Annotated in this window: 13 protein-coding genes; 8 read left to right on the forward strand and 5 right to left on the reverse strand. The window is 63.9% G+C overall.

From position 1 onward, the window contains the following. The first annotated feature begins 24 nt into the window (after positions 1-24). Positions 25-1,092, forward strand: coding sequence for a phosphoribosylformylglycinamidine cyclo-ligase (gene purM / locus ACR9ZC_RS10440; RefSeq protein ID WP_481580212.1), 1,068 nt, complete (start codon positions 25-27; stop codon positions 1,090-1,092). Positions 1,093-1,165: 73 nt separating this feature from the next. Here purM and miaA read toward each other — a convergent pair whose 3' ends face one another. Further along, positions 1,166-2,113, reverse strand: coding sequence for a tRNA (adenosine(37)-N6)-dimethylallyltransferase MiaA (miaA, locus tag ACR9ZC_RS10445; protein WP_481580213.1), 948 nt, complete (start codon positions 2,111-2,113; stop codon positions 1,166-1,168). Between the two features lie 10 nt (positions 2,114-2,123). Then, positions 2,124-4,091 carry a DNA mismatch repair endonuclease MutL gene (mutL, locus tag ACR9ZC_RS10450; protein WP_481580214.1) on the reverse strand — a complete coding sequence of 656 codons (1,968 nt, stop codon included), beginning with the start codon at positions 4,089-4,091 and terminating at the stop codon, positions 2,124-2,126. Positions 4,092-4,237: 146 nt separating this feature from the next. On the opposite strand from mutL, the gene ACR9ZC_RS10455 reads away from it, so the two are divergent. Continuing rightward, on the forward strand, positions 4,238-4,933 hold the full coding sequence (locus ACR9ZC_RS10455) for a DedA family protein (RefSeq protein ID WP_481580215.1): 696 nt from the start codon (positions 4,238-4,240) through the stop codon (positions 4,931-4,933). Positions 4,934-5,019: 86 nt separating this feature from the next. Next, a complete protein-coding gene (locus ACR9ZC_RS10460; RefSeq protein WP_481582638.1) occupies positions 5,020-6,747 on the forward strand; it encodes a SulP family inorganic anion transporter in 1,728 nt (575 codons plus the stop codon). 7 nt (positions 6,748-6,754) lie between these two features. Here ACR9ZC_RS10460 and icmH read toward each other — a convergent pair whose 3' ends face one another. The 3 genes from icmH to tssJ form a co-directional block, all read right to left on the reverse strand. Continuing rightward, on the reverse strand, positions 6,755-7,534 hold the full coding sequence (gene icmH / locus ACR9ZC_RS10465; RefSeq protein WP_481580216.1) for a type IVB secretion system protein IcmH/DotU: 780 nt from the start codon (positions 7,532-7,534) through the stop codon (positions 6,755-6,757). Further along, on the reverse strand, positions 7,531-8,877 hold the full coding sequence (tssK, locus tag ACR9ZC_RS10470) for a type VI secretion system baseplate subunit TssK (protein WP_481580217.1): 1,347 nt from the start codon (positions 8,875-8,877) through the stop codon (positions 7,531-7,533). Before tssK ends, icmH begins: the two co-directional genes overlap by 4 nt. A gap of 88 nt (positions 8,878-8,965) precedes the next feature. Beyond that, positions 8,966-9,580, reverse strand: a complete 615-nt coding sequence (tssJ, locus tag ACR9ZC_RS10475; protein ID WP_481580218.1) for a type VI secretion system lipoprotein TssJ — start codon at positions 9,578-9,580, stop codon at positions 8,966-8,968. A gap of 349 nt (positions 9,581-9,929) precedes the next feature. On the opposite strand from tssJ, the gene ACR9ZC_RS10480 reads away from it, so the two are divergent. The 5 genes from ACR9ZC_RS10480 to tssE all read left to right on the forward strand — a co-directional run bounded on the left by ACR9ZC_RS10480 (position 9,930) and on the right by tssE (position 13,835). Next, positions 9,930-10,583, forward strand: a complete 654-nt coding sequence (locus tag ACR9ZC_RS10480) for a tetratricopeptide repeat protein (protein WP_331567938.1) — start codon at positions 9,930-9,932, stop codon at positions 10,581-10,583. Between the two features lie 36 nt (positions 10,584-10,619). Next, positions 10,620-11,156 carry a type VI secretion system contractile sheath small subunit gene (tssB, locus tag ACR9ZC_RS10485; protein ID WP_331567937.1) on the forward strand — a complete coding sequence of 179 codons (537 nt, stop codon included), beginning with the start codon at positions 10,620-10,622 and terminating at the stop codon, positions 11,154-11,156. 17 nt (positions 11,157-11,173) lie between these two features. Continuing rightward, complete coding sequence (gene tssC / locus ACR9ZC_RS10490) at positions 11,174-12,664, forward strand: type VI secretion system contractile sheath large subunit (protein ID WP_331567936.1); 1,491 nt, start codon at positions 11,174-11,176, stop codon at positions 12,662-12,664. A gap of 76 nt (positions 12,665-12,740) precedes the next feature. Then, positions 12,741-13,244 (forward strand): Hcp family type VI secretion system effector, encoded by a 504-nt coding sequence (locus ACR9ZC_RS10495; RefSeq protein WP_331567935.1) that lies wholly within the window; start codon positions 12,741-12,743, stop codon positions 13,242-13,244. Between the two features lie 84 nt (positions 13,245-13,328). Next, the gene (gene tssE / locus ACR9ZC_RS10500) at positions 13,329-13,835 is read left to right on the forward strand and encodes a type VI secretion system baseplate subunit TssE (RefSeq protein ID WP_481580219.1); all 507 of its coding nucleotides are present in this window, start codon (positions 13,329-13,331) and stop codon (positions 13,833-13,835) included. The last annotated feature ends 25 nt before the right edge of the window (positions 13,836-13,860 follow it).

Here is a 13,860-nt window from a genome sequence, read left to right on the forward strand (position 1 = left end):
TTACCGACCTTCTCGCACTCCCCCATGAATCAACCGAAATCGGCTCCGGATGGGCAGCATCCGGCTCAGGGTCTGTCGTACCGCGATGCGGGCGTCGATATCGACGCGGGCGACGCGCTCGTCGACGCAATCAAGCCGTTTGCGAAGAGGACGCTGCGCGATGGCGTGCTGGGCGGCATCGGCGGTTTCGGCGCGCTTTTCGAGGTGCCGAAGAAATACCGCGAGCCCGTGCTCGTATCCGGCACGGACGGCGTCGGAACGAAGCTCAAGCTCGCGTTTCATCTGAACAAGCACGACACGGTCGGTCAGGATCTCGTCGCGATGAGCGTCAACGACATCCTCGTGCAAGGCGCCGAGCCGCTTTTCTTCCTCGATTACTTCGCCTGCGGCAAGCTCGATGTGGGCACTGCGGCCACGGTCGTGAAGGGTATCGCCCAGGGCTGCGAGCTTGCCGGCTGTGCGCTGATCGGGGGCGAGACCGCTGAAATGCCGGGCATGTACCCCGATGGCGAATACGATCTGGCCGGTTTTGCGGTCGGCGCGGTCGAAAAGAGCAAGATCATCGACGGCAGCACGATCGCCGCGGGCGACGTGGTGCTCGGGCTCGCGTCGAGCGGCATTCATTCCAACGGGTTTTCGCTCGTGCGCAAGATCATCGAGCGCGCCAACCCTGATCTTTCGGCGGATTTTCATGGCCGCTCGCTGGCCGACACGTTGATGGCGCCCACGCGCATCTACGTGAAGCCGCTGCTCGCGTTGATGCAGAACATCGCGGTCAAAGGCATGGCGCACATCACGGGCGGCGGTCTCGTCGAGAACATTCCGCGCGTGCTCGGCGAGCACCTGACGGCTGAACTTCACAACGGCGCGTGGCCGATGCCGCCGCTCTTTTCGTGGTTGCAGCAGCACGGCGGCGTGGCCGATGCGGAAATGCATCGCGTCTTCAATTGCGGGATCGGCATGGCCGTCATCGTGGCGGCGGCGGACGCCGACGAGGCGATCCGACAGCTCGGCGCAGCCGGCGAAGCCGTCTGGAAAATCGGCGTCGTGCGTGCGCGGGCCGAAGGCGAAGCGCAGACGATCGTCGTGTAAAGGGCTCGCGAGTGCCCGGAAACGCCCGTCGTTCGCCTTCGCGCGACGGGCGGGCCCCAATGCAGAGCAACGCTCAGCGCGTATCGAGCGCGCGTTCTATCGCTTCGACGGCGTCGTGCGTGGCCGAGTCCGCGCAGCAATCGATGACGATGCGCTCCGTCATCGCGCGCAGCCAGGTCAGTTGCCGTTTGCACAACTGCCGTGTCGCAAAGATCGCCTTGTCGCGCATCGTGGCCGAATCGATCGTTCCATCGAGGTATTCCCAGGCCTGCCGGTAGCCGACGCAGCGCATCGAAGGCATCGACGGATCGAGATCTCCGCGCGCGCGCAACGCGGCGACTTCATCGATGAATCCGGCCGCCAGCATCGCGTCGAAGCGCCGCGCGATGCGCGCATGGAGCGCGCCGCGGTCCGACGGCTCCAGCGCGATCGGCACGAACCGGTACGGCGACGCTTCGCGGCGGCTTCCCGCCGCCGAGGCGAGCAGTGTCGACATCGGCTGTCCCGCAACGAGATAGATCTCCAGTGCGCGCTGAATCCGCTGCGCATCGTTCGGCGCGAGCCTTGCGGCCGTAACGGGGTCGACGGCGGCAAGGCGGGCATGCAAAGCCGGCCAGCCCGCGCGGGCAGCCTGCGCTTCGAGCTCTGCCCGGATGTCCGCGTCGGCGGCGGGCAGGTCGTCGAGGCCGTGCGCCAGCGCCCGGTAATAGAGCATCGTGCCGCCGACGAAGAGCGGAATGTGGCCGCGCGCGCGAATCTCGTCGATCAGCCGCAATGCGTCGGCGCGAAATTCGGCGGCCGAATAACTGGCGGTAGGCTCGACGATGTCGATCAGATGATGGGGTACTGCTGCGCGTTCGGCCGGTGTCGGTTTGGCGGTGCCGATATCGAGCGTGCGATAGACCAGCGCGGAATCCACGCTGACGATCTCGATGGGCAGCCGCTCGGCGCAAGCGAGCGCGGCGGCGGTCTTGCCCGATGCCGTCGGGCCGAGCAGGCAGGCAATGGCAGGCCGATTCATGCCGTCTCGCTCACTGCCCGCGCATGAAGAGGCGATCGAGATCGGCGAGCGAGAGCTGGTACCAGGTGGGGCGCCCATGATTGCATTGGTCGGCGCGTTCGGTCGCCTCCATCTGGCGCAACAGCGCGTTCATCTCGTCGAGCGTCAGGCGCCGGTTCGCACGCACCGCGTGATGGCAGGCGAGCGTGCCAAGCAGCTCGTGCTGCCGCTCAGTCAGTACGCGGGAGCCGCCGTAGGCCTGCAGGTCGGCGAGCACGGCACGCGCAAGCGCCGGCAAATCCGCGTCTTTCAGCAGCGCCGGTACCGCGCGAATGGCGAGTGTGGTGGGGGAGAGCGCCGCGAGGTCGAAGCCGAGCGCATCGAGCGTCTCGCGTTCTTCCTCGACCGTGCCGATTTCGACGGCGTCCGCGGGCATCGAGATCGGCAACAGGAGCGGCTGCACCGCGATCGCACGCTCGGCGAGCGCGCGCTTGAATTGCTCGTAGAGGATGCGCTCGTGGGCTGCATGCATGTCGACGATCACGAGGCCACGCGCATTCTGCGCGAGCACGTAGATGCCGTGGATCTGGCCCAGCGCATAGCCGAGCGGATGGTCGTCGTCCGTTCCGGGTGCGCCGGCATGCGTGGTATAGAGCGGCTCGGCACTGTCGCGGGCTTCGAGCATGCCGCCGACGGCGTGTGTGGCCCCATCGGCGCCGCCGGCTTCGATGTCCTTGCGCCCGAACAACGCATCGTAGAGGGCCAACGGCTGTGCGACCGGCAGCCTGCCCTGCGTCATGCGCGCATCGCGCATCCAGGTCGTGCCCGAGCGGACCGTGGCCGATGGCGTCGCGCCAACCGGTGCGGATGGCGCGAGTCCGCCGGAGCCCGGCCAATTCGACCCCTGCTGCGGCTCGGCCGCGAGGTGAGTGGCGTGTCCGCCGGCCGTGGTTTCCGGCGAGGCGCCCGCTTCCCGCGCCAGCGCTCGCTGCAGCGCGTGAAAGACGAACTGGTGCACGGCGCGGGAATCGCGAAAGCGCACCTCGATCTTCGAGGGATGCACGTTCACATCGACCGCTTCGGGCGGCAGATCGAGAAAGAGCACATAAGACGGATAGCGATCGCCGTGCAGCACGTCCTCATAGGCCGCGCGCACGGCGTGCGTGAGCAGCTTGTCGCGCACGAAGCGGCCGTTGACGAAAAAGTACTGCTGATCGGCGCGGCCGCGGCTTGCGGTCGGCAGTCCGGCGCAGCCGTAGAGCGCGAGCGGTCCGGCCTGCTCGTCGAGCGGCAGGTGCGCGAGCGCGAAGCCTTCTCCGAGAATCTTCGCGACACGCTGGGCCGGCTCGCTCGCGTTCCAGTGTTCGAGCGCGCGCCCGTTGTGAAGCACCGAAATCGCCACGTCGGGGCGCGCGAGGGCCGCGCGACGGATCATTTCGATGCAGTGGCCGAGTTCGGTCTGCTCGCTTTTCAGGAACTTCCGGCGTGCCGGCGTGTTGAAGTAAAGCTCGCGGATTTCGATGGTGGTGCCAACGGCGCCGGCCGCGGGCGACAATGCGCCCGTTTGGGCGTCGATACGCGTGGCGTGCGGTGCCTCCGCGGTGCGGCTCGTAATGAACGTTTCGGCGACCGAGGCGATCGAAGCGAGTGCCTCGCCGCGAAAACCGAGCGTCGCGACGGCTTCGAGTTCGGCGAGCGATCGAATTTTGCTCGTCGCATGACGCATCAACGCAAGCGGCAATTCGGCGGCCGGAATGCCGCAGCCGTCGTCGGCGATCGAAATCCGCTTTACGCCTCCCGCGTCCAGCACGATGCGCAGCGTTTTCGCACCGGCATCGAGCGCGTTCTCCAGCAGCTCTTTGACGACGGAGGCCGGCCGCTCGACCACTTCACCGGCCGCAATCTGGCTGATCAACTGGTCGGGCAGCGGGGCGATCGCGCGCAGGGAGCGAGCGGGCGTGCCGTCGGCGCGCGTGGGCGGTTCGGGGAATTCGGACATGCCGCAATTATAGCGATTGGCGCCATGCCGGTCCGGGCGGCACATCCCGGCGGTGAGCTGTTTCCAGGATGGGCGCGGCACTTTCGGTATCATGGCGCGAGCGCTTTGCCGCCTGCGCTGTCGCGCGCGGAATTTTTCTCAAAGGGATGCATTTGGATACGCTGCTTCATTTCGTCGGCCTGGTGCTGCACATCGACGCGTTTCTTGGCGACTTCGTCAATCAATACGGCGCGTGGGTGTACGCGGTGCTGTTTTTCATCGTCTTCTGCGAGACCGGGCTCGTGATCCTGCCGTTCCTGCCGGGCGACTCGCTGCTTTTCATCGGCGGGGCGTTTTGCGCGACGGGCGAGATGAACCTCACCTGGCTCATTCTGCTGCTACTGACGGCGGCCGTCGGAGGCAATAGTCTGAACTACGCGATCGGCCGTGCGATCGGGCCGGCCGTGTTCAATACGCGTATTCGCTATCTCGAGCGCTTTCTCGATCGCGCGGCGCTGCAAAAGACGCACGACTTCTACGAGCGGCATGGCGGCAAGACGATCGTGCTGGCGCGCTTCGTGCCCGTCGTACGTACGTTTGCGCCGTTCGTCGCCGGCGTGTCCGGCATGAGCGTTTCGCGCTTTCAGTTCTTCAACGTGGCGGGCGCCTTGAGCTGGGTACTGCTGCTCGTGCTCGCCGGGTACTTCTTCGGCAATATCCCGTTTATCCGCCAGTACCTGAATATCATCGTGCTCGTGGGGATCGGCGCCGCGATCGTGCCGCTTGCACTCGCGGCGCTTTGGAAGGTGTGGCGCAAGAAGACCGCAGGCCCGGTCGTGCGCAAGCAAAGCGGACGTCCTTGAGCGGCGTCGATGCGGGCAAGGCCGTGTGACGGTTCGTCAACGAGAGCCAAGAGCTAAAGCAAAAGGCGTCGCACGCCTTGCCGACCATGACCATCGATACCGGCCACGCCGCCGCGGCGCATCTTCAGGACCCGAGCCATTACGCGAGCGCCGAAGCCGCGCCGCCGCGTTCCCTGCGGCTCGCCAAAGACGCGCTCGCGGGCGTGTCCATCGCCGGTCTGCTGCTGCCCGAAGCCGTTGCTTATGCGGGCCTCGCCAATCTGCCTCCGCAGGCGGGCGTGGTCGCGCTGCTCGTTGGGCTGCTCGTCTATGCCGCGCTCGGCAGCAGCCGGTTCGCGATCGTCTCGGCGACATCGTCGTCGGCCGCCGTACTCGCAGCGACGGTGAGTGCCGTGCCGGGCGCCCGTCTCGCAGCTGCCGCCGCGCTCGTCGCGGCCGCGGGCGGCCTTTTCCTGCTGGCTGGCGTCGCGCGCTTGGGCGGCGTGTCGGATTTCATCGCCAAGCCGGTGCTGCGCGGATTCGCCTTCGGCCTCGCGTTGACCATCACCCTGAAGCAGATTTCCAGCATCGTCGGCGTGAAGTCGCGATTCCCGGATGCGCCTCGCATCGCCTACGACCTCCTGGTTCAGGCGCCGCAATGGAATCTGCATAGCGTCGGCGTCGGGGCCGTTGCGCTCGCCATTCTCTTCGCGCTCGGTCGCCGCGCGCGGATCCCGGCCACACTCGTCGTCATCGTGCTCGGCATCGGGGCCGGCTATTGGATCGACTGGCATCGCTGGGGTATTCCGATCGTCGGCGATATCGATTTGCGCAACGTGCATTTCGGGTTGCCCGCCTTTCAGCGCACCGAATGGCTCGAAACGGTGGAGCTCGCCTTTGCGCTGATGCTGATTCTTTACGCGGAGTCCTATGGCTCGATCCGCACGTTTGCACTCAAGCATGGCGATAGCGTTTCGGCGAACCGCGACCTGCTTGCGCTCGGGGCGGCGAATGTCGCGTCGGGTCTGCTGCAGGGTATGCCGGTCGGTGCAGGCTACTCCGCCACCTCGGCAAACGAGGCGGCGGGGGCGCAAACGCGTCTGGCCGGCGTCGCCGCGGTATGCGTGATCGCGCTGATCGTGTCGTTCCTGTTGCCGCAGCTCGCGCGCACGCCCGAGCCGGTGCTCGCCGCCATCGTGATCTACGCGGTGAGCCATTCGATCGATCCTGGCGTGTTCCGGCCTTATTGGGTCTGGCAGCGGGATCGTTTGCTCGCGATGGCCGCGCTGGCGGCCGTGCTCGTCTTCGGCGTGTTGCACGGGCTGCTCGCGGCGATCGCGGTGAGCCTGTTCCTGACGTTGCGCAGCTTGTCGGTGCCGGTGGTGAGCGTGCTGGGCCGCCTGCGCGGGAGCCATGACTTCGTCGATATTGCCGCGCACGCCGACGCGCGACCGATCGATGGCATCGTGATCGTGCGCCCGGAAGTGCCGCTTTTCTTCGCCAACGTCGAACGGGTGCTCAGCGAGACGCGCGCTCGTGTCGGGGCCTACGTGCCGACGCCGCATACCGTGATGTTGAGCCTGGAGGAGTCGCCCGACGTCGACAGTACCTCGATCGAGGCCTTGCGCATCTTTGCCGCCGAGTTGCGTTCGCGCGCTCAAACGCTCGTGTTGGCTCGTTTGAAACCCAGGGCATTGGCGGCGCTCGGGCGCGCCGTCGATGAAACGTTGCCCGCGCAAGCATTGCGCGAGCTCAGCGTCGATGAATGCGTGCAATCGGTACTCGACGGGCTCGGCGCACCCGGGAACGGCAACCCGTCCGCGAGCGGCGCCTGAGCGCGGATCAAGGCAGCGAGATCGTCAGGTTGGCCGATTCGGCCTCAGGCTTGACGAGCTGCGAGTAAGGCGCAAGCGTATGGAGCGTGGAATCGCGCAAATACGTATGGAGTCCGAAATACGCACCGAGCGCGACCAGCGCGAATACGGCGCCGATGGTCCACAGCGGCACCTCATGCTTGAGCCGGTGCGCGATCTGATCGGGCAGCGGCCAGTGCGGCGCGAACGACGCGCGCTTGCCCTTCATGTGGGCAATTTCGTCGCCGAGCCGGGCGCTCAGGTAGGCGAGCTTTTCCGGCCCTTCGAGCAAATACTTGCCTTGAAAGCCGAGCAGCAGACACATGTGGAATACTTCGAGCGACTGTAGGCGGGCGGCGCCCTGCGCGCGGCACGCTTCGAGGTGATCGAAGAACTTTTCGCCCGCGAGCTGCTCGCCGAAGAGCACGAGCTGCAAAGGACGACGCTCCCAATCCGCACGAATCTTGAATGACGATGCGAGCACCGCTTCGTCTATCGCCGCGCAAAACGCGAATTTGGCCGCGTAGACATCGTCGGCGGGTGCATTGAGCTTTTTCGCGCCGCGCTCGAAATCCGCGAGAAACGACTGCACGCGCGAGCTGAACTCTGTCGCGTCGCCTGGCTCGCGCCCTTGCTTGAGCAGAAACAGCATGAAAAAGCCGTCATAGAGCAAATCGCGCAGCGAGCGCGCCTGGGCGCCGGTCTCAGTGCTCGACGCGGAGGTCGTCGGCGGTGCGCTGCCGCCGAAAAGGGATGGGACTTCGGTCACGATGTCACCGCAATGAGTTCGAGTTTGAGATCGTTGATGCCCGACGGCGTATAGATCATCGCCGACTGTGCCTGCAGCATGCGCTCGTATAGCGTGCCCCGCGCGTCCAGCGAGAAGTAGCATGCACCGGGGCGTACCGGCACGGCGGGCGGCACTTGCGGCGTGTAGACGAGCTTCACGCCGGGCATCGCGGAGAGCACGAGCTTGTCGACGTCGTCAGGCGCGCCGACCTTGAAGCGCGCGGGGACGGCCTCGACGAGTTCGACAGGTGCCATGTCCGCCGAGACGGCGATGAAGAAGGTGGTCTTCTCGTCGATCTTGCCCGAATCGAGGCGGCCGATATGAAACGAAGGGCGGACCTCTTCGAGCGCGATCGCGAAATGGCGCGTCGAAATCACGGTCTCGAGCAAGTCGCGCACGATGGTGTCGAGCGTCTCGAACGCGGGCCCCGGATCGTCATGTCGATACGCGGGCAGATCGGTGAGCGAATAGCGTTTGGAAAACGTCATCAATTGACCGGCAAGTCGCAGCAGCTCCTGAAAGAGCCGCTCCGGGTGCAGCGATGCGTGCTGCAGCAAATGCACGAGCGATGCGACCGCCGCATTCGCGGTATGCAGCAGCCAGAACGAGGCGATGTCGCCCGAGCGGAACTCGATGATGTTCTTCGTCGGCTCGCGATGAAACCCGTAAAGCGCGCTCACCTTCGCTTGCAGCGCATCGATGAGCTGACGCAAGCACTGGTGCAGCACGGGCGATGCTTCGATGGCAAGCGTCGGCGGCACGAAGGTCTCGTCGAGCTCGAAGCCCGAAGCCGCCGTGCGCTTCACGCGCGCGATCGGCACCGCGATCAGTTGAGCGCGCGGTTCGTTGTGGCCGATCAGTTTGACGCGCGTCTTGAGGAACGTGAGATTGGCCGTTGCCGCATCGGTGAACTGGTCGGCTACCGGCAACTGCTTGCTCGCGTAGCGCGACCCGAAGCCGCCGTTCGTTTCGCCGGAATCGTGGTTGCCCGTGTCGCGCAACGGATGCAGCGCGAGATAGAAGACGAACTCGCTGACGCCGTCGGGCAGCGTATCGAGCGAGATCGATTCGGGCAACTCGTCTGCCTGCGGGGCCGTATAAAGGGTGCCGTCCGGGAAGATGAGCGAGAGCTCCGCGATCCGCAACAACTTGTTGTTGAGCGAATCGGGATCGAAGCGCACCGAGCGTACGCCCCAGTTGTACGGTTGAATGGCGCGTATCGATTCGAAAACGCGCGCCTCGTGATAAGCGTCCTGTTGCTGGAAATGCTGAGGCCTGAGAAAAAGGCCTTCTCCCCAAAGCAATTTCGCCGAATAACTCATCTCGAATCCGCAAGGAAAGTCAAAACGCCGCGCATGCGGTCATAAAAGGTGCATTCAACATGCATCGACTGCTCATTGGTGCGTGCCTTCATCCGCAAGACACCGATGACAGCATATTCAACGCAGGCATAGGCAGACCCGGATCGGGCGGAATGACCGTGCCGTTCGCGACGGTCATCGCACAACTGTGAAGGCCGATCATTATGCCGGATTTCTCCGATTTCACCGGATCGAAGGCGAATTTCCATCGCCGCATGGCGGGATCGCGAAAGAGCGCGACGATACCGAACGCCTGCGCTTCACGCGAAACCTTCTCCACCATTTGATAGCGCTGGCCCGGAATCAGCGTCACCTCGCGCACGCCGAGCAAATCCGCGCCCAGGGCGCTTTTTTCTTTCGCCGGGTCGGTAAAGGCGTCGAAGCCGGCCTGCTGGAATGAAGTCGGATCCTTGAGTACGTATAGCCGCACGACCACGGCAAGCGGATGCCTGTTGTTGGCCGCATTCAGGTTGGGCGCGGCGGCGAGCGTCAGCGAAATGTCGCGCGGCGGTTTCTGTGAGTCGGGCACGGCGGGCTTGCCGAGGCCGGCCACCTGGAGCGCGGCCGACGCTGCGGCGCCGAGCATGGGCACACCGGCGGCGCACCCCGAGAGTGACAAGGCGACCGCAAGCGGTGCCATGGCGTGTCTGAAATATGGCCTCATCGAACTAATCCGGCCGATGCCGGTGCTCCATCCAAAGTGTGGGAAAAGCAGCCGGAACGGCGCCTGCAATCCGTTTAAAACTAGAAAACGGACAAGTTTGTATAGTGGCTAATACGCCGCCCCGTCCGGCAAATTTTGCTTAATGTGGAATCAACTCAAAATAGACTCGGAAAATGTTTCCTCCCCGCCCGTGTCCGTTCCTTATTCAAAGAATTCCTACTCGACCTATATCGCACGATAGAAGTTGAATTATGGAAATTTGGCCGGTACTATACGCGCGCACTCGCCGCAAAGCAAAGCTGTGGTTTCCGGGCGAATTAAATAAACCGCTAGGCGGTACCAACAAATCATGAAACAGCGACTTTCTATAAAACTTTCCGCGGCGGTGCTCGTATGCGCCGCTATCGCTGGCTGCGCGACGCAGCAATCGGCTCAGCAAACCACCCCCGAGGCATTCAACAAGGCGCTGGCCGATGCCGACACTGTCGCAAAAGGCGGTGACAAGGACAAAGCGATCGCGCTGTATCAACAGTTGACCAAGGCGGACCCGACACGCGAAGAGCCGTGGTCGCGCATCGCTCAAATCCAGTTCGATCAAAACCACTACGGTCAGGCGATCGTCGCCGCGCAAGAAGCCTTGCAGCGCGATTCGACCGATCGCGCAGCCAAGAGCGTACTGGCCGTGAGCGGCCTGCGCATTGCCACGCAGTCGCTCGGCGAATTGAGGCAGGACGCCGCGCTTGCGGGCGACGCGAAGAGCGACGCTCAGACGCTCGCTCACGAACTGCGCGACACGCTCGGGCAGGCAACGCTCTTCCCGGAAGAAGTCGTGCAGAAAAAGCCCGTGGCGAAGCGCCGCCGCATCGCGCGTCATCCGGCGCCGGCCGCGAAAGAAGCCGGGGCGGATGGGGCGAACGCGGCAACGACGGCGTCCAAGCCCGACGAACCCGCCGCCGCAAAACCGGCCGGCAGCGGCGCAGATCCTTTCAGCGCGCTTCGCTGAACGGTCCGTTTGAACCAACGTTTCGGGGAGCCGTCGATGGCGAAGAAAGAAAGTATTCAAAAGCGCTTGCAAAAAGTGCGTCCGCCGCGCGTGCAACTGACCTATGAGGTCGAGCGCGGCGATGCGATCGAGGTGAAGGAGTTGCCGTTCGTCGTCGGCGTCGTTGCCGATCTGGCCGGGCAATCGGAAGTCGAGCAGCCGAAGCTGCGCGAGCGCAAGTTCGTCAATATCGATCGCGACAATTTTGACGATGTCATGAAAGGCCTGGAGCCGCGCGCGGCTTTTCAGGTCAAGAATCGATTGACCGACGCCGGTGGTTCGTTTGCGGTCGACCTGCGTTTTCGCTCGATGGCCGACTTCAGCCCGGACGAGGTCGTCAACCAGATCGAGCCGCTGCAACGCCTGCTCGACGCACGCTCGAAGCTTGCCGATCTGCGCAACAAGCTCGCCGGCAACGACAAGCTGGAAACCTTGTTGAGCGAAGTGCTCGCCAACACGCAGCAGCTGCAGACGTTGACGGGAACGGCGCGCGAAAGTGACAACGACGCGGACCAGGACAAGCAGGGCGAGTGAGCCCGAGCGGGGGTGATATGAATCAGCAAACGGCCATGGCGAGCACGGCGCTCGCGGAAACGAGCACGGCAACGTCGTTGCTCGACGAGATCGTCGAAAAAAGCAAAGTCGCGAAATCCGATTCGGAGCATGCGCGGGCAAAAGACCTCATCAGCGAACTCGCGCACCAGGTGCTCGAAGGCACCGTCGTCGTATCGGACAATCTGTCCGCTACGCTCGACGCGCGCATTGCGGAGCTCGATCGCCTGCTCTCCGTCCAGTTGAGCGAAGTGATGCATGCGCCGGAGTTTCAGCGCATGGAAAGCACCTGGCGCGGGCTCGAATACCTGTGCAAGGAGAGCAACACCGGTTCGACGATCAAGATCAAGGCGCTCCATGCGGCCAAGCGCGAGATCGTGCGCGACTTCAAGAACGCGTCGGAATTCGATCAGAGCGCGCTGTTCAAGAAGGTTTACGAGGAAGAGTTCGGCACGTTCGGCGGCGCACCGTTCGGCGCGCTGGTCGGCGACTTCGAGATCACGCGTCAGCCGGAGGACATGTACTTCATCGAGCAGATGTCGCATGTCGCCGCTGCCGCCCACGCGCCTTTCATCACCTCGGCGTCGCCCGAGATCATCGGCCTCGAATCGTTTGCCGATCTCGGCAAGCCGCGCGATCTCGGCAAAGTCTTCGATACCGTCGAATACGCGAAGTGGAAGTCGTTCCGCGAGTCCGAAGACTCGCGCTACGTCGGCCTGACGCTGCCGCGGTACCTGGGGCGCCTGCCGTTCAATCCGAAGGACGGCCTCGTTGCGGACTCGTTCAACTTCGTCGAGGACGTCGACGGCACCGATCACAACAAGTACCTCTGGTGCAACGCGGCGTGGGCGTTCGCCGCACGGCTCACGGCCGCGTTCGACGATTTCGGCTGGTGCGCCGCGATTCGCGGCGTGGAAGGCGGCGGACTCGTCGAAGATCTGCCCACGCACACGTTCAAGACGGACGACGGCGAGATCGCCCTGAAGTGTCCGACCGAAATCGCGATCACCGATCGGCGCGAAAAGGAGTTGAGCGATCTCGGGTTCATTCCGCTCGTGCATTGCAAGAATTCGGATTACGCGGCGTTCTTCGCGGCGCAGTCGGTACAACGGCCGAAAAAGTACAACACCGACAGCGCGAACGCGAATGCCGTACTGTCCGCTCAACTGCAATACATTTTCTCGGTCTCGCGCATCGCTCACTACCTGAAGGCGATGATGCGCGACAAGATCGGCAGCTTTGCCTCGGCGCAAAACGTCGAGACGTTCCTGAACCGCTGGATCTCGCAATACGTCCTGCTCGACGACAACGCAACGCAAGAGCAAAAGGCGCAGTTTCCGTTACGTGAAGCGTCGATCCAGGTGGCCGAGATTCCCGGCAAGCCGGGCTCGTATCGCTCGGTCGCGTTCCTGCGTCCGCATTTTCAGCTCGACGAGCTGTCGATTTCGCTGCGGCTCGTCGCGGACCTGCCCAAGCCGGCAGGCGCCTGACACCTAAATCCAATTTAACGGGCCGGGGCACGCTCCCGGCTCGCTTTTAAACCGCCACTTCGGGAGTCGAGAAGCCATGAAAGATATGTTTTTGAAGTTCGGCAACCCTGCCATCCAAGGCGAATCCGCCGACAAGGACCACACCGGCTGGATCGAGTTGAATTCGTGGGCGCATTCGATCGTCCAGCCGCGCTCGGCAACGGCGTCGACGGCAGGCGGCCATACGGCCGAGCGCTGCGAGCATGCCGACATGACGTTCACGAAAGACATCGATGTCGTCAGCCCGCTGCTTTATCAGCACGCTTCGGGCGGCACGACGTTCGATGAAGTCACGATCGACTTCATGCGTGCGGACGGCGAGGGCAAGCGCGTCAAATACCTCGAAATCAAGCTCAAGTACGTGATCATTTCGAGCATTGCGCCGAGCGTGGTGGGCGAAGGCCTGCCGAGCGAGACGTTCTCGCTCAAGTATGCCGCCGTCCAGTGGAAGTACACGCAGCAGAAGGTGGGCGGCAACCAGGGCGGCAATGCTCAGGGCGCCTGGAGCCTCACGAAGAACGACAAGACCTACGCGGTCTGATGTAGCGAAGCGGGCGGCGTGCCGGTGTTCGCACCGGTATCCGCCCGTGCCGTTCCGAGGGTAGAGCGAGGCGCGCACGTACCGATGAAGCGATTCGAACCGAGCTTGCTCGACAAGCTTTTCGACGACGATCCGCATTCGCCGGCACCGGCCGCGATGCGGCAGATGTCGCTCGACGAGCTCAAGAGCCGCGTGGCGCGCGATGTCGAGGCACTGCTCAACACGCGTATCGTGTTCACCGAAGGACAGCTCGAGAAACTCATCGAATGCCAACGCTCGGTCTTGACCTACGGGTTGAACGACTTCGCGGGACTGAGTCTCGCAAGCCACACCGATCGCGGGTTCATTTGCACGTCGATTCGTAACGCCATCGCGCGGCACGAGCAGCGATTGCGCGAAGTGACGGTTTCGTTGGAGTTGAACGCGCAATCGACCAATGCGCTTTACTTCGCGATCCGGGCGAAGCTCGTCGTCCACCCGGCCGAAGAGCCGGTCAGCTTCGATGCCATGCTGCAGGCGTCCACGCTGCAATACTCCGTCACCCGCTCGCGGCGCAGTACCGATGCGTCGCGCAGCCGCGTGTACGAGTGATCAGAGGCAGGCAAAGAAACGGAGC

This window comes from Trinickia sp. HAY1-2D, assembly GCF_056754935.1.